The sequence below is a fragment of the Stenotrophomonas sp. SrG genome, assembly GCF_050031795.1.
In the GTDB taxonomy this organism is placed as follows: Bacteria; Pseudomonadota; Gammaproteobacteria; order Xanthomonadales; family Xanthomonadaceae; genus Stenotrophomonas; species Stenotrophomonas rhizophila_A.
Genome location: NZ_JBNBBE010000317.1, coordinates 1 through 266 on the forward strand (window position 1 = coordinate 1; position 266 = coordinate 266).

At 66.9% G+C, this 266-nt stretch carries 1 pseudogene; it reads right to left on the reverse strand.

What is annotated here, in order from left to right:
• Nucleotides 1–247 (reverse strand): annotated as a pseudogene (locus tag ACQG3P_RS19955) (malonyl-[acyl-carrier protein] O-methyltransferase BioC); the annotation flags it as partial.
• Nucleotides 248–266: the final 19 nt, after the last annotated feature.

Below are 266 nucleotides of genomic sequence, written 5' to 3' on the forward strand. Positions count from 1 at the left end.
TCATCGGCTCGGCCATGTCCAGCGCGATCACCTGCGCCTTCGGCAAGCGCTTCTTCATCGCCGCACTGGCGTGGCCGGTACCGCTGCCCACGTCCAGCACCACCTCCGGCTGCCGGCTATCGAGATAGTCCAGCGATTCGAGCAGCCGCTTCTCCACCTCGCGCTGCAGGGCGGCGGCGGCGTCGTAACTGCTGTCGGCGCGCGAAAACGCGCGGCGGACGTGCTGGGGATCAAAGCTGGCGGACAAGTAAGGCTCACTATGCGGT